17 protein-coding genes are annotated in these 21,515 nt (G+C 50.5%); 1 reads left to right on the forward strand and 16 read right to left on the reverse strand.

Annotated elements, in window-relative coordinates; translation table 11 throughout:
• The first annotated feature begins 19 nt into the window (after positions 1–19).
• The gene (locus tag LK536_RS56485) at positions 20–1,012 is read left to right on the forward strand and encodes a hypothetical protein (RefSeq protein WP_227797208.1); all 993 of its coding nucleotides are present in this window, start codon (positions 20–22) and stop codon (positions 1,010–1,012) included.
• On the opposite strand, the gene LK536_RS56490 is transcribed toward LK536_RS56485, so the two are convergent.
• From LK536_RS56490 to sigK, 16 genes are all read right to left on the reverse strand, one after another.
• A complete protein-coding gene (locus LK536_RS56490) occupies positions 987–2,240 on the reverse strand; it encodes a TniQ family protein (protein ID WP_227797211.1) in 1,254 nt (417 codons plus the stop codon). The two genes, LK536_RS56485 and LK536_RS56490, sit on opposite strands and share 26 nt — an antisense overlap.
• Positions 2,234–3,676: an ATP-binding protein gene (locus LK536_RS56495; RefSeq protein ID WP_227797213.1), complete on the reverse strand. Its 1,443-nt coding sequence runs from the start codon at positions 3,674–3,676 to the stop codon at positions 2,234–2,236. Before LK536_RS56495 ends, LK536_RS56490 begins: the two co-directional genes overlap by 7 nt.
• On the reverse strand, positions 3,673–5,466 hold the full coding sequence (locus LK536_RS56500; protein ID WP_227797215.1) for a TnsB C-terminal domain-containing protein: 1,794 nt from the start codon (positions 5,464–5,466) through the stop codon (positions 3,673–3,675). Before LK536_RS56500 ends, LK536_RS56495 begins: the two co-directional genes overlap by 4 nt.
• On the reverse strand, positions 5,456–5,863 hold the full coding sequence (locus LK536_RS56505; RefSeq protein ID WP_227797216.1) for a hypothetical protein: 408 nt from the start codon (positions 5,861–5,863) through the stop codon (positions 5,456–5,458). The genes LK536_RS56500 and LK536_RS56505 overlap by 11 nt, the downstream gene beginning before the upstream one ends.
• Before the next feature lie 24 nt (positions 5,864–5,887).
• Positions 5,888–6,430, reverse strand: coding sequence for an RING finger protein (locus LK536_RS56510; RefSeq protein ID WP_227797217.1), 543 nt, complete (start codon positions 6,428–6,430; stop codon positions 5,888–5,890).
• Positions 6,431–7,541: 1,111 nt separating this feature from the next.
• A complete protein-coding gene (tsf, locus tag LK536_RS56515) occupies positions 7,542–8,477 on the reverse strand; it encodes a translation elongation factor Ts (protein ID WP_008716349.1) in 936 nt (311 codons plus the stop codon).
• Between the two features lie 36 nt (positions 8,478–8,513).
• Positions 8,514–9,260, reverse strand: a complete 747-nt coding sequence (gene rpsB, locus LK536_RS56520) for a 30S ribosomal protein S2 (protein WP_025487141.1) — start codon at positions 9,258–9,260, stop codon at positions 8,514–8,516.
• A gap of 305 nt (positions 9,261–9,565) precedes the next feature.
• Positions 9,566–10,354, reverse strand: a complete 789-nt coding sequence (gene codY, locus LK536_RS56525; protein WP_008716353.1) for a GTP-sensing pleiotropic transcriptional regulator CodY — start codon at positions 10,352–10,354, stop codon at positions 9,566–9,568.
• A gap of 154 nt (positions 10,355–10,508) precedes the next feature.
• Positions 10,509–12,614: a type I DNA topoisomerase gene (topA, locus tag LK536_RS56530; RefSeq protein ID WP_120055815.1), complete on the reverse strand. Its 2,106-nt coding sequence runs from the start codon at positions 12,612–12,614 to the stop codon at positions 10,509–10,511.
• Positions 12,615–12,664: 50 nt separating this feature from the next.
• A complete protein-coding gene (gene dprA / locus LK536_RS56535; RefSeq protein WP_025487139.1) occupies positions 12,665–13,819 on the reverse strand; it encodes a DNA-processing protein DprA in 1,155 nt (384 codons plus the stop codon).
• A complete protein-coding gene (locus LK536_RS56540) occupies positions 13,810–15,339 on the reverse strand; it encodes a YifB family Mg chelatase-like AAA ATPase (RefSeq protein WP_227797218.1) in 1,530 nt (509 codons plus the stop codon). The genes dprA and LK536_RS56540 overlap by 10 nt, the downstream gene beginning before the upstream one ends.
• Before the next feature lie 182 nt (positions 15,340–15,521).
• Positions 15,522–16,307, reverse strand: a complete 786-nt coding sequence (locus tag LK536_RS56545; protein ID WP_227797219.1) for a TIGR03915 family putative DNA repair protein — start codon at positions 16,305–16,307, stop codon at positions 15,522–15,524.
• Between the two features lie 19 nt (positions 16,308–16,326).
• Positions 16,327–17,937, reverse strand: a complete 1,611-nt coding sequence (locus LK536_RS56550) for a putative DNA modification/repair radical SAM protein (protein ID WP_130790121.1) — start codon at positions 17,935–17,937, stop codon at positions 16,327–16,329.
• 169 nt (positions 17,938–18,106) lie between these two features.
• Entirely contained in the window at positions 18,107–19,123 is a 1,017-nt protein-coding gene (gene galE, locus LK536_RS56555) for a UDP-glucose 4-epimerase GalE (protein WP_008716363.1), read from the reverse strand.
• A gap of 131 nt (positions 19,124–19,254) precedes the next feature.
• Positions 19,255–20,712: a glycoside hydrolase family 3 N-terminal domain-containing protein gene (locus tag LK536_RS56560; protein WP_506092263.1), complete on the reverse strand. Its 1,458-nt coding sequence runs from the start codon at positions 20,710–20,712 to the stop codon at positions 19,255–19,257.
• A gap of 136 nt (positions 20,713–20,848) precedes the next feature.
• The gene (gene sigK / locus LK536_RS56565; protein WP_008716368.1) at positions 20,849–21,478 is read right to left on the reverse strand and encodes an RNA polymerase sporulation sigma factor SigK; all 630 of its coding nucleotides are present in this window, start codon (positions 21,476–21,478) and stop codon (positions 20,849–20,851) included.
• Between the last annotated feature and the right edge of the window lie 37 nt (positions 21,479–21,515).

Here is a 21,515-nt window from a genome sequence, read left to right on the forward strand (position 1 = left end):
AAAGGCGGTGATTTTTTTTATGCGTGATTTTATACGGAACCCTAAAAACTGGATGGCCCTCTGTGTTGTGCTGGCGGTCCTCTTTGCGTTGATATACTCCTTCCTCTCTTCCACCAATGCGAACCTACCCTCCTACGTGGAGCCCCCTGCCACACCAGCCGAGCAGGCGCCGGCCGTTGACATTGAGACCGTGCAGTTTACGGCCGAGGGCATTAATCTTACCATGTCGGCCCCGGCCAAATGGACCCATGTGATACGGCAAGGGGCCGATGCTTACATAAACCCGGCCGACGGCGCCACCCTCTTCTTCCATATCGGCGGCTACGACCCGGGCGTCAACATGGTGACCGAGGAGATTATTGCCTCGGAGCTCTCCGCCTCTGGCGGCCTCCTGGGCGGCTTCTCCAAGGACGGCAACAGCGCTTACCTGGCTATTTACGAGCAAGGGGCTGTGGATTGCTTTGAATACACCACATGGGATTTATCAACCCTGGTGCGCATTTCCCTTCAGGTCCCTGCCGAGCGGTATACGGACTACTATGACACGGCAATCTTCCTCTTTGACACCCTTAGATGGGAAAAGGAGAACCCCATTCCGGAGGGATTCTCCCTGTTCTACAGCTCCTATGGAAACTTTGAGTTCGGCGTCCCCGATGGCTGGAGCGCCGTGATTGACAATGGGTCCTATATTGCGACGGCTGCCAGCGGCTCCTGCCTCACGGCCTCCGTCACCCAGTCCGGCCTGGACCTCTCCTCCCTCAGCCAGCTGGATTATGTGGGCGCCGCAAGCCAGGGGAAACAGAACTATCTCCTGTCCACCTATTCCAACGCCGGTTCCACGCTCATTGCAGAAGCCACCTATACCAAGGATGGTGAGACCTGGGTCAATGTGAACAACATCCTTGCCACTGGCTCCTATCTGTATGAGTTTTCCTTTGACTGTAAGCAAAGCGAGTATGAGGCCGACGGCCCCAGCTTCCTGACCGCTATGAAGCTGTTCCGGCTGTTTTAGGCTCGTCCAGCTCCATTATCCGGTCCAGGGCGTAGCGCACAAACTCCGATGTGGCATGGAACCCCTTCTTTTTTGCATACTGGTCAACGCAGGTTTTCCCCGCCTGGTCATAATAGGCCTTGACGTATTTGTTCATAGACCCGGTACCGTCATTCCCCTTTTTGGAATTGGACCAGAAAGGCTCCATGCCATACCTGCCCAGGAGGAAGTCCAGCTGGTGGGGCTTTACGTTCATCCGTTCTGCTATCCCCTTCTTTGTAAGGGGCACCTCCTGTAAGGATAGCTTCACCAGCCTCTCCTCTATCCTGTCCGGTATTGGCTTTGCGCTGAAGGTCGTCCTGGGTGCCTGCCCTATCATGGTCGCAAGCAGGGCATAACGTTCCGGGGAAAGGACCGTCCAGTTTCCTATCCTACGCAGCTGATAAGGCTTGACTTTCTCCCCAAAGCAGCGCCGGACCAGTTCCGGCCCATAGAACCCCTCAAGCGCCTTCTTTACCATATTGGAGTCGAGGATGGTATTAAACTTCCTTGCAATGGTCATATACCCCTTGTTGCAGAAAGCCTGCACAAGGTTATTTACTCCCTCTGTGGGACCAATCCCAAGGGGCATGTCCAGGTAGGCCAACAGGGTCTTAGCCAACGGTATCTCATATTTTTCTATATCAGCATTGGGCTCTGTATCCCTGCAGTACAAGTTCGGCACAAAGAACTTTTCGTTGACCTGCCCCCGGTTGAACGGTATCCGCTCCAGGCGGCACCCATGCTTCGGGCAGACAGACATAAAAGGAATCTGATGGACGGTATGCCAGTAAGTTTCCCCATATAGGTCTATATCCTCCTGCCGGCACAGGGGGCAGTAACGCAGTTCCGACAGGCCACTGGCGCTGCTGTCCGTCTTCCAGAGCCATGTGGGTGTGATTGCCGTCCCCTCACACAGCTCCTTTAACGCCTGTTCCTTCTTCTCTACCGGATTGATGCGGTAAAAGTAGGGAAACAACGTATGGTTCAGGATGATATCCCTGATATCCAGCAATCCGGGCGGGAGCTGCCCGAGGATATCGTTTATGGCCTTGGTCGGATAGAATGTCCCCATGGCCGCATGCAGCCTGCCATCAAACAGCTCCTGTATTGTAGTGGCGGATTTCGTATGGCCTGTCCTCATGTGGTAGCGGCACAGCACGCTGTACCAGAGTTCGCCCGGATAAGGCGTAGGAAAGAAATTCAGCACTTCACCACCTCCAGCATGTTGTATTTGTCCAGGGCCGACATCATCGCTTCCGGGGACCTGGCCAGCTTCAGCAGCTCCAATAAGTCCATGGGGTCTCGCTGCGCCTTCTTCCTCCCCCTGGGCTTTGCATAGAGGCGTGGGACGGTCTCTTCCAATGGCTCCGGGCCATCCGAGCTGGCAATGGCTCCAATGCCCCCATTCATCCCCTCTACAGGCCCTTTTACTTCCTCCACATCATCAACCGGCTCATATCCGGCCTCATCCGTGAAATCGGATATATAGGAGCCTTTGGCATACTTCTTCGGTATCTCGATGGACAGCAACCTGACCGCCCTCATGATGACCGGCTCGTCTATAATCTCCTTCCCGGTCAAAATTGCCTGCACCTGTGCCTCCTGGAATATCTTGCAGATATAAGCCGGGATGCCCCCAGAATAGTCATATATGAGGTTGGCAAGGCGGTCCGTCAGCCCTGCCCTTTTCCGGGTGAACTGATAGGCCCATATGATTTTAAGGAAATCCCGGTATAAGCCCCCTGGCTTCAATGGAAGCAGCCGCAGGCCCCTGGTACGCCGCTTCAGATGCTCCTGGGAAATAAACAGTTCCTCGGCCATCGGGGTGCCCACGAAATAGATGCTGGTGCTCGTATCATTGGTCAGCTCCACCAGGAACTTAACCAGCGGCTTGACCTGCTTATTCCTCTGTGCCGTGGCCACGGCGTTCTGTATCTCGTCAATGACCAGGAGCCCGATATGGTGATTTAAACAGATGATTTTCACCTGTGTGGCCAGGGCGCTGGCAGATGTGCTCCGTATCCTTGTGGATGCCTCATAATACTGGGACCCCATGGCCCGGTCCACGGCCTCAATGATGTTGAATGCCAGGGTCTTCACGGAACAGTCGCTGGGGCATTCCACCACCAGGTGGGTTATCTGTTTCTCGTAAAACGGCTTCCCGTTGTATTTGGTATGTACAATGACCTGGGGTATGAGGTCCAGGCACCGCCGGATGGTCGAGGTCTTCCCAATCCCCGGCACGCCGAGGATGGACCCGCTTTCCCCCTGGGTGGCAAAGGAAGGGCCATTTCCCCGGGTCCCCCTGAAATCCTCATGGACGGCATTCAGCTGCCGGATTGATTCCATGGTGGTCCTGGTCGTATAGGTAGTGGTAACTGCCCGGTATAACGTGTCATAGATGTTATACATATAGTCCATAGGATAATAGACGCTCTGGAGGACCGGCAAATGCCTCCTCCGTTCCTCCCCACTGAGTTCCGCCAGGTCATAGGGCATCGGCGGCAGGCTTGCAATCTTCTCAAAGAACATCCCCCTGTCCATCAGTTCCGGCATCGCTTCCAGGAACGGGTTCAACACCTGGCCTCCGGAGCCGACCTTATCATATATGGCTGATACCACTGTCTTTTCCTGATATTTCATGTCAATTTCCCCCTTTCATCCGCACGGTTCTCCCTTATCTCCGCGCCCTTCTGCCTCGGCTTCTCAACGCCGTCAATTCCATCCACTATCTCCTGTATGCTCTTAATGACCGCGACCCTGGCCTCCGTGTCCTGCTGTTCCAGCTCCTTCTTCTGCCCCTTCACCTTGTCCCGGGCCATTTCATACTCCATCTGGGAAAGGCCGTTAAACTGGGCGGAGGACAATGCCAGCGGGAACGGGATATACTTCCCATCCCTCACCCAGTACACGGCGTCAATCCTGGACGGGTCATAGGCAACCGTAATCTCCTTATCCATCCCGACCTCCTGTAAATACCGCCTGTATTCATTGTTCATATAGCTGATTCCATCACGCACAATCCCCTTGCGCGTGAACTTTGTAACCATCCTTGGGAGAGTCATCCGGTACAGGTCCTCACCGCCTGCAGGGATGATGTCCGCCTTCCCCTGCCGCTCATGCCACTGCCAAAGGGCGGCGGGTATCGGTTCCACCCGGTCTGCGCACATCTCCGGCGTGGGTATGAAATTCTTCAGTATCCTACGCGAATTGATATAGATGACGCAGTGCAGGATGACCCTGGTAAACTCCGTCAGGTTCAGAAGGGCCTGCGACCGGTAGTCCGTGGCCCAGCGCTCCTGGGCATCCCCCTCAATGACCCCCTTGCCGCGCAGGAGGGGCTTGTACTTCTGCTGCAGCACATCGAACGTCTTTTCCACCAGCCCCTTCTCGTCCGGCCGGAACGGCGGCAGGGCCTCCCGCTCCATGCCGTATATGGTACACAGCTCCCCCACCCTTGAGGTGATGAACTCCTTCCCCTGGTCCGTTATGATTTCCCCGGGCAGCCCCATGTTCGGCCACTGCTCCGGGGTTATTGCAATCCCAAAGCGCCTGCAATACTGCACCTTGTCGGAGGCAGCGTTTGCCAGGCAGGCCATGACTGCGGTCTCCCCGGCATCAAGCCCTATGTAGATGCCGGCAATCAGCTGGGTGGCCGTGTCCACTGCCATATAGATGTTGGGGCGCCCCACCACGGCCGTGCGGTCAAAGCGGGACACCAGGTAGATATCCGCCTCCGTCGCATCCATCTGGAAGGCCCCTATCCTGTCCTTCCACTGCATGGTGGCGCCGTACAGGGGCCGCTCATTCCTCTGGTAGTTTGACAGGCCGCCCCGCGATACAGAGCATTTGATGGAGCGGTTATACCCATGCCGGTAGTAATAGTGCTCAAAGCTGTACCAGGAGGGTGCTGTGTCCATCAATTTCCCCTCTGGCGTCATATACCGGCTTGCCAGCATATGGTCATAGGTATCCCTAAGGGACATCCGTTTTGCGCTGAAGTAGAACTTCCGGATGGCCCAGGCAAAGTTTTTCTCGTCCTTCCCCTGCTGTTTATCCGTATTTCCTTTTTCAAGGAGGACATTCCTTGCCAGATATCTATAAAATATGCGGAGTACCCTCTTTTTTGTTGTCCCATTCTCTTTTGCTATTCTTTTGGCCATGTCCAGCCGGAATTTTTTGTCCGTAATACAGCTGGAATCCTCCAAAAGTGGTTCAATCAGGGCAAGGCGCTTTATCCCGGCCTTTGTCAGATATTTTGCCTGCTCCAGGGCAACCTTGTAATCCTCCGGCATATCTGCCTTCTCACAAAGCTCCAGGAGGCTGTTTTCGATATAGCGCGGCGGCCCCGGTTCATCATAGGAAATGACCCAGGCCCCATGGTCCAGTGCAAGCAGCCGTCTGAATACCTCCCCGTTTATCCTATAGAACATGGTCATCCCCTCCCCTGGCCATTACCACGACCTTCCAATCATCTACATCAAGACGTTTCCAGTACCGCCTTGAAAGCTCCAGCTTTTGTATATCAGCCTTTTTTATTAAATGCTCCATTTGGATAATCTCCCTTATGCTCGTGCTTCCATCTGCATTCTCAATCCAGAAATCCGAAGCCCAGAGTATCTGGAAATGTTCCGCCCTTATCCCTACCTTTGAAATTTCATCAAGGAAAGCTGGGTCCAGAGGGACGATGCATTTATATTTAACTACATTTGGGCTGTTCTCCAGGATATCAGCATATGTCTTTGCATCACGGGTATGTACTGATATCAACATCTGGTTCTTCTCACTGTAAAACTGTATATCCCTGTATTTTGACTCCGTCTTATCCATTTATCCTCTCCTATTTATCCTCTCCTACTCCTGCCCTGGCCATTCAATGACCTCATAATCTCGGAAGGCGCCGCACCTCGGGCATGGAGCGCTTCCCCTCTGAATCATTTCCTCAGTCACCTCGCATATCTCCCTCTGACAGCAATCCACCCTGACTTTGGGGAACCGTCTCCCCTCCAGCACCTCCGGCCGAAAGCGCCTGTTGAAGCGGAGATAATCAATCCAGCCCTCGCTGTCAAATATCCGGTTGCTGTGCAGCTCCAGGGCCATCTTGTGCACATCAAAACCATGCCTTGGGTAATGCTTCATCTCCCGGTACCACGTCTCCAATGCCTCAAGCAGCCATGTCTCACCATGCAGCCCAATCACCTGCTCCGCCAGCTGATACCAGACGTCCTCTCTGATATCACCGATTTCTGTCTGCACCCCCTTACGGAAGAATTTTTCCTTGTCCCTTCCCCTGCCTTTGGTCATTCCCATCCCGGTCCCGAACAGGAACCGGATATCCTCCAGCCTAAGGGATGGGATGTCGATATCCGTAAGTGCATTAATTTGCCGTCTGTCCACCTTTGAATCCCTCCTTTCTGCAATTAATTCAATTCTGATTTTTGAATTATTTGCAGGATTTGCCGAATTAATTGCGAGTTTTGCCGAATTAGTTGCAGGATTTGCACCTATTAATTGCAGGATTTGCCGAAAATGGCCTTTTCACATGCAAATCCTGCAATTAATTCAGTTCTGAAATGCAAATTCTGCAATTAATTCATATTATTTGCAGGGTCTATGTTGTTCTGCCAAGTAAAACAGGCACTTTCTGCCACAAAATGGACATATATGACAGAATTTCAGCCTCCCGGCCCCCTGCTGCCCATCTTCCGGCCCAGGCCCCCTGCCTTTTCTCCAACATATTCCCTCTTTCTTTGGTTCCTTTTTCCCTCCCCCGCCTCCGGCCCCAGGCAGTCCCGTAACTGCCAAAAAGCCTTTGTTTATGCGGGTTTTCAGCCTTTGCCTCCCCTTTTTTCTCCCCATTTTAAACGGCATATGGCCCGGTGCCAGGCTTGACGGCCAATGGCCCCGGTGGGTGCCGGAAACAGGGGGCCCGGGGGTGGTTTTGCACACGAAAAAAGGACCCAAAGTATGGTTTTACATACCTTAGGTCCTTATTTTATCCTTTTTTTGCCTCAAAAATGGTCCATTTTGTGGCAGAAAGTGCCTATTTTAGGTGGCAGGATGACAAATCATGTTGTTGTGCCAAGTAAAATAGTCACTTTGTCCCACAAAATGAACATCTATAACAGACATTCAGCCTCCCGGCCCCCTGCCTTTTATCTCTATTCCAACATATTCCCTCTGTTTTTGGTTCCCTTCTCCTCTCCCGCCCTCTGGTCCTGAGCAGCCCTACAACTACCAGAAAGCCTTTGTTTATGCGGGTTCACGGCCTTTTGCCTCCCCCTTTTTCTCCCCATTTTTAACGGCATATGGCCCAATGCCAGGCTTGACGGCCGATGGCTCGGGGTGGTTTGCCGGAAACAGGGGGCCGGGGTGGTTTTACGCACGAAAAAAGAACCCAAAGTATGGTTTTACATACCTTAGGTCCTTGTTTTATCCTCTTTTTGCCTCAAAAATGGTCCGTTTTGTGGCATAAAGTACCTATTTTAAGTGGCAAGATGACAATCAATTACATCCCCATCTGCTTCGCTACTTCTGCTGCAAAGTCCTCATTCTTTTTCTCCAGGCCTTCTCCGGTCTCGAAACGGATGAACTTCTTAACCTTGATGTTAGCGCTGTTAGCCTTAGCTACAGAAGCAACATACTGGGAAACGCTCTGCTTGCCGTCTTCTGCCTTAACATAAACCTGATCCAGCAGACAGGTCTCTTTCAGCTCTTTGTTGATACGGCCCTTAACCATGCCTTCGATAATCTTGTCATTGGCATCCGGCTTCTCGTTCTTAGCTGCTGCTGTAAGGATTTCAGTCTCTTTTGCAATATATTCATCGCTAACTTCATCCCTGCTGGTGAACATTGGCTTTAATGCAGCTGCCTGCATAGCTACGTTCTTAGACATATCTTTGATTTCGTCATTGATAACGTCTGTCTCAACATCAATCAGAACACCAATCTTACCGCCTGCATGGATGTAGGAAGCAACAAAACCATTTGCCTCTTCAACCTGCTCAAAGCGGCGGATGTTCATGTTCTCGCCGATAATTGCAATCTGGGATGCCAGGGCTTCCTTCACAGTCAGTGTCTCATCCTTAGCCCACTTCTCTTCCAGGAACGCATCCAGGTCCTTAGCGCTTGTAACAAGTGCCTGTGCTGCCACATCAGCAACATAGGTCTGGAACTTCTCATTCTTAGCAACGAAATCAGTCTCAGCGTTAACTTCAACTACAACTGCTTTCTTATGGTCATCGGTTAATGCGGTAGCCACGATACCTTCAGCCGCAATACGGCCAGCCTTCTTAGCTGCTCCGGCAAGTCCTTTTTCCCTCAGGAACTCAACGGCCTTATCCATATCGCCGTCAGTAGCTGCAAGTGCCTTCTTGCAGTCCATCATTCCGGCACCGGTCATTTCCCTTAAATCTTTTACCATTGCTGCGGTTACTGCTGCCATTTCATTTTCCTCCAATTATAAGTTTTAGTTTTTTAATTAAGCTTCTGCTGCCTCAAATGCCTCTGCAGAAATCTCAATCTCCATTGCACCTTCTAAAACTTCGCCCTGCTTCGCCTCGATTACAGCGTCAGCCATCTTGGAAACAATCAGCTTAACAGCCCTGATGGCATCATCATTGCCAGGGATGACGTAATCCAGTTCTTCCGGATCACAGTTGGTATCAACGATACCTATTAACGGAATACCCAGGGTGTGTGCTTCCTGTACGCAGATATGCTCTTTCTTAGGATCTACAACGAAGATAGCATCTGGCAGTTTCTTCATATCCTTGATTCCGCCAAGGTTTCTCTCTAACTTATCCCACTCTTTTCTTAACTCAATGACTTCCTTCTTCGGAAGGACATCAAAAGTTCCGTCCTCTGACATGGTCTCAATCTGTTTCAGTCTTGCAATACGGCTCTGGATGGTCTTGAAGTTGGTCAGCATGCCGCCCAGCCATCTCTCATTAACATAGTACATACCGCAACGCTCAGCCTCAGCCTTGATTGCTTCCTGGGCCTGCTTCTTGGTACCAACAAACAGGATGGTGCCTCCCTCAGCAGCGATATCGGATACTGCCTTGTAAGCCTCGTCTACTTTGCCCACGGACTTCTGTAAGTCGATGATGTAGATACCGTTTCTCTCGGTATAGATGTATGGAGCCATCTTAGGGTTCCATCTTCTTGTCTGGTGACCGAAATGTACACCAGCTTCCAGTAACTGCTTCATTGAAATAACGCTCATGTTCTTTACCTCCATTTGGTTTTAGCCTGCTACGTTTCACGTAAGTTCAGGCACTTCCGTCCGCTTCTCATGTTTCCCGGAAGACCTGTCCGGATATTGATTCCCAGTTAAATGATGGTTTCCAATATACTTCAAGGCACCGTCCCGTAGAATCCACAGACGTGTTTTTTGTCAGCCTTACCAATATATCACAAAAAACAGCAGCTTGCAAGCACTTTTACGTGTTTTTTGCAAACTGCCGTTCTGTTTTGGCTTTTTATGTTATATAATGTGGTCTGACCTGACATTACTGTATCATGGGGGTGTTATTTCAGATTTGTGTTGGAGGCCTTAATTGCCTTCAATTCGTCAAATACCACATCATTCAGAACCTTGATATATGTTCCCTTCATTCCGGAAGAACGTGACTCAATCACACCGGCACTTTCGAACTTGCGAAGGGCATTCACAATGACGGAACGGGTGATTCCCACCCGGTCAGCAATCTTGCTGGCTACCAGGATACCCTCGTTTCCATCCAGTTCCTCAAAAATATGGATGATTGCTTCCAGTTCAGAGAATGACAGGGTACTGATGGCTGATTTAACAATCTGCACCTTCCTTGTCTCTTCCGCATTCTCTTCATTCACGGAACGCATCATCTCCAGCCCCACAACCGTGGTTCCGTATTCGCTTAAGATGATATCATCAATATCATACTGGGAGTCTGACTTGTAAATAAACAGGGTGCCCAGGCGTTCTCCTGCAATATCAATAGGGGTGATGATGGCCTGATACTTCCTTACATTCTCTTCTGCAAAGCCCAGGGTAGCCAGATTCACATTCTCCTTTGTCGATAACACGCTGAGGAGGCGTTCATTCAGCATCTTATCCACGTATCCTCCAACCTGGTCTTCTATCAGTTCCTCTATCTCATCCACATCGGAGTTGATACTTACACCCAGAACCTTTCCCTTCTTACTGATAACAAGTATATTGGATAACAATATCTCACTTAAAACCTTACATATATCGTTAAATACCACTTTATGAGAATTGTTGTTATGCAATAGCTTGTTGATTTTTCTGGTTTTGTCCAACAATTGAACACTCATAATCGAAAACCTCCTTATCCAATTTGTATAACGCCCCAAAATACTCTACTAATAATTGAATTTTAACACAATTTTTAAGCAATAACAAGAGTTTTTTGAAGTTTTCGATTATTTTAAGATTTTAATAATTTTCGGTTCTGTTTTACAATTTTTTCTATTTATCCGTGCTATCCGGCTGATCCTTCTTATCCGTGCGGTATCCGCAGGTCTCGCTGGAACAGAGCAGTTTATTTCCCTTTTCCACCATGTAGGCACCACAATTGGGACACTTCTGGGTGGACGGCTTTTGCCAGGACATGAAATCACATTCCGGATTATCCTCACATCCATAATACAGACGGCCCTTCTTGGTCTTCTTAAGGACCACTTCCTTACCGCACTTAGGACAGGGTACCCCAATCTTCTCGAAGTAGGGCTTTGTATTCTTACAGTCCGGGAAACCGGGGCAGGCAAGGAACTTTCCATGGGGACCATACTTTATGACCATCTGGCGGCCGCAGAGGTCGCAGACCTCATCCGATACCTCATCTGCAATCTTGACGGATTCCAGTTCCTGTTCTGCAATCTTGACAGCCTCATCCAGGTCCGGATAAAAATTGCTGACCACTGTTTTCCATGCAACGGTCCCGTCTGCCACCTTGTCTAACAGGGATTCCATATTGGCCGTGAAATTCGGATCCACAATGCTTGGGAAGGAACGTTTCATGATGCGGTTCACCACATCACCAAGTTCCGTGACATAAAGGTTCTTGCTTTCTTTTACAACATACCGCCTGGCAATGATGGTGGTGATGGTCGGGGCGTACGTACTTGGACGGCCGATTCCCTGCTCTTCCAGTGCCTTTACCAGGGAAGCCTCCGTATAGTGGGCAGGGGGCTGGGTAAAATGCTGGCTTGGCTTAAGTTCTTCCAGCTTAAGCATGATTCCTTTTTCCAGGTTCCCAAGGACCTGGTTCTTTTCCTCTTCATCGTCAGCTTCCACATACACTGACATGAATCCTTCAAAAGTCAGTCTGGAAGCAGATGTTGTGAATATGTGGCTGCCTGCCTCAATTTTCACGGAAGTGGTCTCATATACAGCAGAAGCCATCCTGCTTGCGGTGAAACGTTTCCAAATCAACTGGTACAGGCGGAACAGGTCACGCTGAAGGGATTCCTTAACAATGGTAGGTGTCAACGTAATGTCAGTTGGACGGATTGCCTCATGGGCATCCTGTATCTTACCATTTTCCTTCTTCACCTGGTTACCCTGGGCCACGTAGTCCGCCCCATAATGTCCCTTGACAAATTCCCTTGCGGCCGCATCTGCCTCATCCGCAATACGGGTGGAATCCGTTCGCAGGTATGTGATAAGACCCAGTGTCCCATGTCCCTTTACCTCAACGCCTTCATAAAGCTGCTGGGCAAGACGCATGGTCTTCTGTGTGGAAAAGTTCAGCGCCTTGGATGCTTCCTGCTGCAAGGTACTGGTTGTGAAGGGGATTGGTGCCTTCTTGATACGCTCTCCCTTTTTCACTTCCTCTACCTGATAGGTGCAGCCTTCCAGTTCTTTCAGGATATGGTCCAGCTCCTCCTTATTGCGGATAGTGGCCTTTCCTCCTTTTGTATCCCTAGAACCATAATACTTGGCTGCCAGAGGCTTCTTGCTTCCCTTCATCAGAAGGTCGGCCTCCAGGTTCCAGTACTCCTCCGGGATGAATGCGTTAATCTCATCTTCCCGGTCACAGATCATCCTGAGGGCAACAGACTGTACGCGTCCCGCACTTAAGCCTCTTTTTACCTTTGCCCAAAGCAGGGGACTGATTCTGTAACCAACCATGCGGTCCAGCATCCTTCTGGTCTGCTGTGCGTTCACCAGGTTCATATCCAGGGTTCTGGGGGTTTTAAAGGAAGCCTTCACCGCATTCTTGGTGATTTCGTTAAAACTGATACGGTAAACATCTTTTCCCTTCTGCTCATCCAGCTTCAGCGCTTTCATGAGATGCCAGGAAATGGCCTCTCCTTCACGGTCAGGGTCAGTGGCCAGATAAATCTTATCAGCCTTTTTCACTTCCTTGCGCAGCTTGGCAAGCACATCCCCTTTTCCCCTGATGGTGATATACTTGGGTTCATAGTCATGTTCCGCATCAAATCCAAGCTGGCTTTTGGGAAGGTCCCTTACGTGGCCTCCGGAGGCATCCACCTCATAGTTATTGCCCAGAAACTTCTTGATGGTCTTTACTTTTGCTGGTGACTCCACAATTACCAGATAATTTGCCATTGTAAAACTCCTTATTCCCTCTTCATATATTGATAAATACGTAATAATGCTTATGGTTGTGTCATCCGCCGGATATAACACTGACCGTTGGTCCGCAGTGCAAATCCACCCAGTTCCAGTTCACAAAGCGTGCTCATGCACTGGCTTACAGGAATCCCTGTCTGCATGGCAATCTGTTCCAGGTGCCTGGGTTCGGAATCTAGGCAACTATACACCATTTTTTCAAACTTGGCAAGTCCCTTATCTGCTTTTTCGTAAGAAAACATTGGTTTTTCGTAAAAAATGCCCATAGATTCCAGCACATCAACTGGTGATGTGAGTATCCCTGCACCGGCCCTTATCAGATAATTGCAGCCTTCGCTCAGGGCATCGGTTATCCGTCCCGGAAGGGCAAATATCTCTTTTCCCTGCTCCAGCCCCAGCTGGGCTGTTATCAGTGAACCGCTCTTCTGCCTGGCTTCCATCACAAGGATGACATCCGACAATCCGCTAATGATCCGGTTCCTTGCAGGAAAATTACGCGCCCGCGGTTCTTCATCCGGTGGGTATTCAGACAGGATACCTCCATTTTCCAGTATCTGCTCAAATAATCTGTAATTGGTTCTTGGATAACAGATATTGACGCCGCAGCCCAATACTGCAAATGTCTTTCCCCTGCCTTTTACAGCACCTTCGTGGCCAGCCCCGTCTATCCCCAGCGCCAGCCCGCTGATAATCTGTACGCCTTGTGCGGCCAGTTCCCTGCCCATGTATTCGGCGGATTGCTTTCCATATGACGTACAGTTCCTTGCTCCTATGACAGCGGCCGACGGATATCCGTCCCCGGGCAGTTCCCCTTTTACATAGAGTCCCATGGGATAGTCATAGATATGCCGGAGCCGCTCCGGATATTCCGTGTCCAGGGGTGTAATATACCGGATTCCCTTTTCACCAAGGGTATGATACTCTTGCCGCATTGGCTCCAGCTGTTTCTTCCAGGCATCAAATTCCGGGCATTGTTTTGCACTGTAAAGGATTCCCATACGGTATAATTCCATTCCTTCTATATAATATACGGACTCAAAGCTTTCTGCCTGCTTCCATATCTTTTGTACCGTAACCGCGCCAAAACCAGGGCATCTGGTCAGCCAGTAAAGGAACTCCCTTTCCCTCTCTGTCCTGGCTGCGGTATACTCCATCCCATCCCATCGCTGTGCTATCCCCATAACCGTTCCTCCAGCATTCCATAGCCCAATGCTTCTGATAAATGTTTCCTGCTGATCAAACCGCATCCATCCAGGTCCGCTATGGTCCTTGCTACCTTTAATATCTTGTGGTACCGCCTGGCGCTGAGCTGCTTTGTCTCATAAACCGTTTTCAGGAAAGAACCTTCTTCCTGACCCAATGTACAGTATTCCTGCGTTTCTTTCATCCCCATCCTACTGTTAAACCGTATCCTTGTGCCGCTGAACCTCTCTGCCTGGATATTCCTGGCCCTCTCTACCCTGCGCCTGATGGATGCGGAGTCTTCCCCGGTTCCTCCTGCCCCATTCAACTCCTCATATGTCACAGGCGAGGCATCCACACATATATCAAACCGCTCCAGGACAGGCCTTGGTATATGGTCCAGATATCTCTGGATCTGCAGTTCTGAGCAGCTGCATCTTGACCTGTCTGGGTAAAAACCGCATGGACACGGATTAGTAGCAGCCACCAGCATAAAGTCGGCCGGGAACTCATAACTGCCATGGACCCTGGTAACCGTAACCTTATGTTCTTCCAGGGGCTGTCTCAGAATATCAATTGCACCCCTGCTGAAATGCGGAAGTTCATCCAGGAACAGGATTCCGCCGGATGCAAGGGAAAGCTCCCCTGGACGCGCCTGGGCTCCGCCGCCAGTCAACGCCAGCGGTGTGATGGTATGATGGGGACTCCTGAAAGGACGGCGGGATAAAAGCGGCCGGTCAGGAGGAAGAAGGCCGCAGATACTATATATCTTTGATATCTCGATATCTTCCTCCCTGGTCAGGGAGGGCATGATGGTGGGAAGTCTTTTGGCAACCATGGTCTTACCGGTTCCGGCGCTTCCGTTCATAAGAAGCCCATGCATACCGGCGGCGGCAATTTCAGCGGCCCGCCTCAGTACCAGCTGGCCTCGTATATCCCTGAAATCCACATCATAAGTCTCTTCCAATACTCCTTCTTCCATCGATGGTATGCATTGCCCTATGGATGACGGCTGCCTGAGCATGGCGGCCATCTGGCCCAATGATTCCACCCCGATGATTGACATGCCCTCAATCATCATTCCTTCCCTGACATTAGCCGCGGGCAGGAAGCAGCGTTTCAGCCCATATTCCCTGGCCGCATCCACCAGAGGCAGTACGCCGCTTATAGGTTTCACGCAGCCGTCCAATCCCAGTTCCCCGATGACCAGGCTGTCCTTAAGTTCCCGGGTGTCAGCCTGTTCAAAAGCGCCCAGTACTGCAATTGCTATGGGCAGGTCATAAGCAGTCCCTCCTTTGTGTATGCCTGCCGGTGACAGGTTAACCGTTATTTTCTTTGCCTGAAACCGGAACCCGGAATTGCGCAGCGCCGTGCGCACCCTTTCCTGGGATTCCCTTACCTCGGATGCCAGCTGGCCTGAAATGGAAAATCCCGGCAGACCGTTGGAAACGTCCGCTTCCACGGAGACAACATAGCCCCGGACAGCCCGTATGCCTCCGCTGTTGATTTGTGTAAACATCCATATGCCCCCTTCTCTTTGATTGGTCTTACATACTTACATACAAACAGTTTGGAATGTGGCGTAAATACCCGCCGGATGACTTCTTGACAGAACAGGAAGATACCTGTTCCAATGAAATACAGATAGTATTACTATACTAAAAGAACAACAAAAAGACAAGGGGCATGATTGGATTCATTTTAACGTTCTCTTTGGAACTCTGTCATATAGGCCCTGTAACGCAGGGGCAGGTGGTTTCTCTGGCAGATTGGATTTGTCCTTTCTTTAATTGCAATGGTATGGAAAAAGGAAATCCACAAATCCTCGTATTCCCGCTCATCCGTTTCCTGCTCCAGGCACAGCTGCCATATATTGTCCCCATCCGGCTGTTCCAATGGATGATTAACCAGAATCCACGGTTTTCCCTTGGGGTGGACAGCTGCCTTCTCCCGGTTCACGTCATAAATAATCCAATTTTCTTCCGGCAGCCGGTCTGCAAAATGAGGCGCAAGAAGGGTCATCACATCATTTTTCGGTCCAATCCTTGACACCAGCACACCGCCCGCTGCCTGGGAAAACCGCAGGAATTCCACCAGAAGATGGTTCTCATTATAAACATTGCGGCACAGTTCAAATATATCACAGTTCTCAGGAATCTGAAGCTGGTCCAGTATTCCCGGTCCAATGCCGAATGCCTGTACAAGGAAACGGTATATCTTGTCCGCCCTCTCCGTATTCTGGCTTAAGGATGCAACATATATCTTCTTATATACTTCCTGGGAAAGCTTACTGCACACAGACTTAATTACCTTATGGGCCTTCTCATGGGTGGATTCCGGCTCCACATACTCGCTGAACAGTTCCAGCTCATGGTACGTCCCCTTTAACTCCAGGCGTACATTGTCGTGGCCTTTCCGGCTCATCCATGCATCATATATGCCGCAAAGGATTCCCTCAAAATCCGGCACGCATAAATATATGGTCATTCCCTATCCCTCCCTTATCCTAAAAATGCCCGGCTGCCGCGGCATAGTGGTCATCTCTGGTTACAGGCATCTCCATATGCATATCGTCAAACAGGGAAAGCTGCCTGAAACTGTCCCTGTGTTCTATATCCCATCTGGCCCGCTGCTCATCGCCCACAAGGCAATTGGTAATATAATCCTGGTCCAGCCTTGCCCCCTCCATCATGCGCCCGGAACAGGTAATGAAATATCTGGCCCTCTTCAAGACCACACCCATCTTCTTCAAATCCTCAAACCCAAGTCTTCCGCTTCTTCTGGCAGCAACAATCCTGGAAGCTGACTTGACCCCCATCCCCGGTACCCTGAGAAGTTCATCATAAGGTGCCAGGTTCACTTCTACCGGAAAGCCTTCCAGATGGCGCAGGGCCCAATCACACTTAGGATCCAGAAATACGTTGAAATTCGGCCTGTCCTCCGACAGCAGTTCCTCAGCCCTGAAGCCGTAAAAACGCAGAAGCCAGTCCGCCTGATACAGCCTGTGTTCCCTGAGAAGGGGCGGGCCTCCTGGAAGGCTTGGCAGACAGCTGTCCTCATTCACAGGAATATAGGCAGAATAGAATACCCGCTTCAGTCCAAAGTTCTGGTACAATGCCTGGGTAACCGACATCATCTGATAATCATTCTCCGGCGTGGCCCCCACAATCATCTGGGTACTCTGCCCAGCCGGTACGAATGCTGACTTCTTATATTGGGAAGCAGGAAGCACAAGACGGCTTTTAATGCATCCGGGGCGGGCATCCGGTTGGGTGGTATACATATCGTTATGTGAATCTCCTCCCGGCACGCCCTGGTCCGTTCCTGCCAGTCCTTGGGACTCTCCCTGCCCAGTAACCTTCGCGGATATCTTCCTGTCCAGTGCAGCACCCGGCGCCTCAGCCAGTTCCGGGCGTATCAGGGCAGCGCCTCCTGCAAAGCCGGCGCGCTCCGTGCTGTAAGGCTTCTTATATCCCCTGTCATATCCCAGCAAATGGCTGGACACGGAAATCCCCTGCTGAATCTGCCGCATGGGTGCAAGTATCTTATCCCGGGTCTTGCCCGGAGCCAGGTCCTTAAGCCCCTGTGCGGTTGGAAGTTCCAGATTGATGCTCATCCTGTCTGCCAGGAATCCGGTGCGCTCCACCAGTTCTGCATCCGCTCCCGGTATGGCCTTTACATGGATGTAACCGTTAAAGTTCCATTGGTTCCGTAGTTTATATAAAGTCTCGTATATCAGTTCCATGGTGTGATTGGCATTATAGAGGATTCCGGAACTTAAGAACAGTCCCTCAATATAATTCCTCCTGTAAAACTCAATGGTCAGTTTACACACCTCGTCCGGCGTGAATGCCGTCCTGACCACATCATTGGAACATCGGTTGACACAATACTTGCAGTCATAGATACACTGATTGGTAAAAAGTATCTTCAGAAGGGATATACATCTCCCATCCGCGGCAAAGCTATGGCAGATTCCGGCCTCCGATGTATTCCCAATGCTTCCCGCCTTTCCCTTCCGCTTCACGCCGCTGGAAGTACAGGCCACATCGTACTTGGCTGCATCTGTAAGTATCTTCAGTTTTTCCTGTATGGACAGATTCTCCTGTATTAACATGGCACCGCCTCTTTCGAACATACGTTTGTTCATACAGTTTACCATATCCGGACACTTAAATCAAGGAGAAATAAGAACATTTGTTCTTTTTGCATAAAATCTTTTTGAACAGAAAGCCTGCGGCCGGAATCATGTTCCAGCCGCAGGCCATCCTGTTATCTGTATTTAATTAATCCCTGTATCCGTCCGGGTTCATGGACTGCCATTTCCAGGAATCAGCACACATTTCCTCGATTCCCTTTTCAGCAACCCAGCCCAGTTCCTTCTTTGCCTTGGCGCAATCAGAGTAACATACGGCCACATCCCCGTCCCTGCGCGGCTTGATTTCATACTTCAGTGTCTTACCGCAGGCTTTCTCATATGCATGAAGCACATCCAGCACACTGTATCCAACGCCTGTTCCCAGGTTGTAGATGCTGACGCCCTCCCTGTCAGTAAGCTTCTTCACAGCCTTTACATGGCCCTTTGCCAGGTCAACCACATGGATGTAATCACGCACACCAGTGCCATCGGGGGTATCATAGTCGTTACCGAATACATTCAGGTATTCAAGTTTCCCAACAGCAACCTGCGCAATATAGGGAACCAGGTTGTTGGGGATTCCCTTGGGGTCTTCCCCAATCAGGCCGCTTTCATGGGCGCCGATGGGATTGAAATAGCGCAGAAGCACCACATTCCACCCGGCATCCGCTGTATGTAAGTCCGTAAGGATCTGCTCCAGCATGCCTTTGGTACGTCCGTATGGATTGGTAATCTCACCCTTGGGGCAGTTCTCGGTAATGGGTATCTCAGCAGGGTCGCCGTATACGGTTGCGGAGGAACTGAACACGATATCCTTTACCCCATGCTTCCTCATCTCATCACAGAGGATCAGGGTCCCTGTTATATTATTATGATAGTATTCAAGAGGCTTATGCACGGACTCCCCCACTGCCTTAAGTCCTGCAAAATGAATGACGGACTCTATTGTTTCCTTATCAAACACGTCCTTTAGCGCAGGCTGGTCTAACAGGTCCACCTCATAGAACTTAACCTTCTTACCTGTAATCTGCTCCACTCTCTGAAGCGCCTTCTCACTGGAATTGTAAAGGTTGTCTACTACTACTACATCATAACCTGCATTTAAAAGCTCCACACAGGTGTGGCTTCCGATATAACCGGCGCCTCCAGTCACTAAAATCGCCATTGTTTTTCCTCCTTCATGAACACTTGGTTGCAGCAAGAAAGGCAGAACAGGTACTGAACCGCCGGTTCTGCCTGCTATGAATAGTATAAGGGCATTGCTTCGATAAAACAATGCACAATTCTTCTATCTTTTTATAATATTTTTCGAATTTCAGCTTTCAGGCTTAAAATGCGCAGGACCGATGCATCCAGACAATCCAGCGGTATTTCCCCATTCCCGGCCCCTTCCACCACAGCTTCGTAGGCAGACGGAAAATCCGCCGGCATCAGAAGCATGTCCACACCAGCCTGCAGCGCCATCACCGCCGCCTGACCGGAGGGGTAGTGGTCTTCAATGGCCCCCATGTTCAATGCGTCCGTGATGATGATGCCTTCATATCCCATCCTGTCCCTGAGATATCCCTGGATTACCTGGCCCGAAAGGGAACAGGGAAGGTCCCCGCCTGTGATTGCAGGCAGCGAGATATGACCTGCCATGATAAAAGGCACCTGGTTCCCCACCATGGCATAAAATGGTTTCAACTCAGCCTCCTCAAGCTCTTCCCATGTTTTATCCGCATATGCAAACCCTTCATGGCTGTCCCCCTTTGTGGCTCCATGTCCAGGAAAATGTTTTGGCGCCCCATAAACCCCCTGTTCCCAAAGCCCCTCAAGGTATGCCAGGGACATCTCTGTAACCAGCTGGGGATCCCGGCCAAAGGAGCGCGTCTTTACCACTGTATTGTCCGGGTTGGTCAGAACATCCGCGTCCGGTGCAAAATCCAGATTCAATCCATATTCATGAAGATATGCACCAATGGTACTGCCCGCCCCATATGCCTGAACACGGTCCCCAGACGCACCGATTACAGCCATGGACGGCACCTGCGCTACCCGGAAGCCATCATGCTTCCCAATCCTGGCAATATCCCCTCCCTCTTCATCAATGGAGAGGAACAGCGGTATCCCGATCTCCTCCATAGCCATCTTCTGGGTATCTCCGGTCATTGTCTTTAACTGTCCGGCATCCTCCAGATTATTGGAAAAATAGATAAGGCCTCCAACCGGATACTGTCTCAGCGCTTCCCTGGTCACCTCCCCGGCCTGGGTAACCTGGCCGCAGCCTGTAAGCTGTTCCGGCGTGATGATGAATAGCTGCGCCGCCTTTTCCTCCAGGGACATGCCCTCCAGCTGTTTCCTTGCCCATTCCTCCTGGCTGCTTATTCCGCCTATTCTTATGCCTCCCCCATCATCCCCGTCTCCCATCCCATATTCCCTGTCTTTCTCCTTATCGTTCCTGTCTTTTGCCCCATATTTCCGGTCTTTCTCCTTATCGTTCCCATCTTTTGCCTCATCACTCCTGCCTTTTGCCTCATCACTCCTGCCTTTTGCCTCATCACTCCTGGTTTCCACCCCATTTATCCCTGCCTGCGGTCCACGGCTTCCATTTCCCCTGACTGGAAGCCGGTCTGCGGAGTAAAGGGCCGCCACAAGTAACAATGTAACCGCAGCCACCCCGGCCAGACGGTTTTTCCACACTTTTTTGCTGTCTTTTCTTCCAGAACGCCCTTTTCCCATGAACTGCTTGTCTCCTTTTGCCTTCTTAATCAAGATGCCGGCTTTATTTTATATAGTATAAATGATTCAGCCCCTCAGGGTAAAGGGGGAATTCACGACAAAAGACAGCATAAAACAGCATCGGAACCATAATCAGTCCCGATGCTCCGTATTTTCCAACCTTCATTGCTTATCCATGTCTTGAAAACTCCGCCCGTATCTTCTCAATCGCCTTCTTCTCAATCCGGCTCACATAGGAGCGGGAAATGCCCAGATTGCCTGCAATCTCCCGCTGGGTATGTTCCTTGCCCCTGTACAGCCCGTAACGCATTCCCAATACGGTTTTTTCTGTCTCCGTCAGACAGGATTCAAAGGCCTCATACAGTTCTTTCACATCCTGCTTCAGTATCATGGTATCCAAAGTTTCTTTATTGTCCATCTCGATGACATCTACCAGGCTCACGGTCTCGCCGTCCTTGTCTACCCCGATGGGCTCAAAAAGCGATACTTCTTTGGAAAATTTCTTGCTGGCACGAAGGAGCATCAGTATTTCATTTTCCACGCATCTGGCTGCATAGGTGGCCAGTCGCGATCCTTTATCGGCATTAAACGTATTCACGGCCTTGATAAGGCCGATGGTCCCAACAGACAGCAGGTCCTCCATATCATAATCAGAGCCCTGGTACTTCTTTACCACATGGGCTACCAGACGCATATTATGCTCAATCAGCATATCCCTTGCTGACTGGTCGCCCTCTTTGCAGCGCTCCAGATACTCTTTTTCCTCTCCTGCTGATAATGGTTTTGGAAAAGTCTTCAAAGAAAGCCACCCTGCACATTCTTAATTTCATTCTATG

The sequence above is a fragment of the Clostridium pacaense genome (assembly GCF_020709765.2).
GTDB lineage: Bacteria > Bacillota > Clostridia > Lachnospirales > Lachnospiraceae > Enterocloster > Enterocloster hominis.